1 protein-coding gene and 1 pseudogene are annotated in these 1,499 nt (G+C 34.6%); both read right to left on the bottom strand.

Annotation, left to right across the window (positions count from 1 at the left end; translation table 11 throughout):
• Positions 1-1,016 (bottom strand): SurA N-terminal domain-containing protein (locus BZK14_RS01565; RefSeq protein WP_171973614.1); only part of this gene is annotated, 1,016 nt, incomplete at its 3' end.
• 83 nt (positions 1,017-1,099) lie between these two features.
• Positions 1,100-1,499: pseudogene (locus BZK14_RS13175) on the bottom strand (DUF349 domain-containing protein); the annotation flags it as partial.

Here is a 1,499-nt window from a genome sequence, read left to right as displayed (position 1 = left end):
TCTTTTGCCATTTCAAATAATGCCTGATCTACTGATTGCATGTTCTCTGATCTTTTAACAACACCTGTTTCATAAAATAAACCATCTGACAATGCTGTTACTTGCGTTTTTGCATCTTCAAAAGTTAATGAGCCATTAGTCAACTCATCATATACTTTATTTAATGTTGCAATTGCCGCTTCTTTTTCAGCTTCTGTACTGAATTGAATAATCAATTGATCTGCAGAACGTGTTTCATTACTTTGTTGTTTAGCTTTCATAGCGTGAACACGTTCAGCAATTTCTTCATTTGTCACAGATACATTATCTGTATCGACTTCTGGCAAAGTCACATATGCCAATTTAACACGTGGTTCAGTCACATATTTTGACTGATTTTGCTCGTAATATTCTGTGATCATTTTATCTGTCACATTAATATCTTGTGCAAATTGCTCTAGTGGTAATGCTAATATTGCAATATTACGTTTTTCACGATCAACTTTTGCAAAATCTTCCAAATTTGATTCAGTAATAATGACAGAATTGCCAATAGCTGATACTAACAATTGCAAGGTCAATTGCTGACGAAGATTATCTTCCCACTGAGCAGAGGTTAACCCTTGTTGCTGTAAATAAATTTGATAAAGATTAGGATCAAATTGGCCATCAGCATTCTGCAAAAATGTTAATGATTTAATCGCTGCACGAATTTCATCATCAGAAGCAACCACTCCCATTTTTTTCGCAGCTTGGGTCATCACAATTTCTTGAATTAAACTATTCAAAACCTGTTTTTTAACAATTTTAGCATCATTACCCTCAGGCAACACACCACCACTATTTTGCAAATAATTCGTATAAGCATTCGATAAAACGCCCGTTGAGATTTTCTCGCCATTAACCTTAGCCACTGTGGAGTCATTAATACTGCTAAAGAATCCTGATCCACCAAACCCAAAGAAAGAGATAATAATCCCTAAGAATAGAAACTTAGCAAATTTACTCGTCGCTCGTTCGCGAATATACTGCATCATAATTGTTGTTTTCCTAAAATATAATCAATTGATCATTCGAACTTTGCAATTCTATCAAACCTCAAGGATGAATAAAACTCCATTTATCTGAATCGCTGATAAAGAGAATCAGGAATCTTCCCAACAACATTCTCTAACCATTTATCATCCAACAATTTCAATTGATGCTTTTTGTCTTTTTCACTGCGTTGATTATTCATTGCATCTTCTAAAATTTTCACCTGCATCGCTAAGCGAGCATCTCTTTCATCTATTGGAGAAGTTTTATCTAACAAAATTTCTCTATGTAATACTAATTCAAATGCCACTTGTTCAGCATGCAGACTCTTTTCGCTTAAAAAAGCTCTTGCACTCTCTTGCCCTGCAATAATTTGTTCCAAGCATTTTAAGCGTTTTCTTAAATTTGCATCTGCTGATTCAACTAATTGTTCCTCGATCACAATTTCTTGACCTTTAATAACCTCCGCCTCTAGTTGACCAATC

It is taken from the genome of Wohlfahrtiimonas larvae (assembly GCF_002006755.1).
Taxonomy (GTDB): domain Bacteria; phylum Pseudomonadota; class Gammaproteobacteria; order Cardiobacteriales; family Wohlfahrtiimonadaceae; genus Wohlfahrtiimonas; species Wohlfahrtiimonas larvae.
Note: the sequence above shows the minus strand (reverse complement) of the source record. Positions and strands in the feature narration are given on the sequence as shown.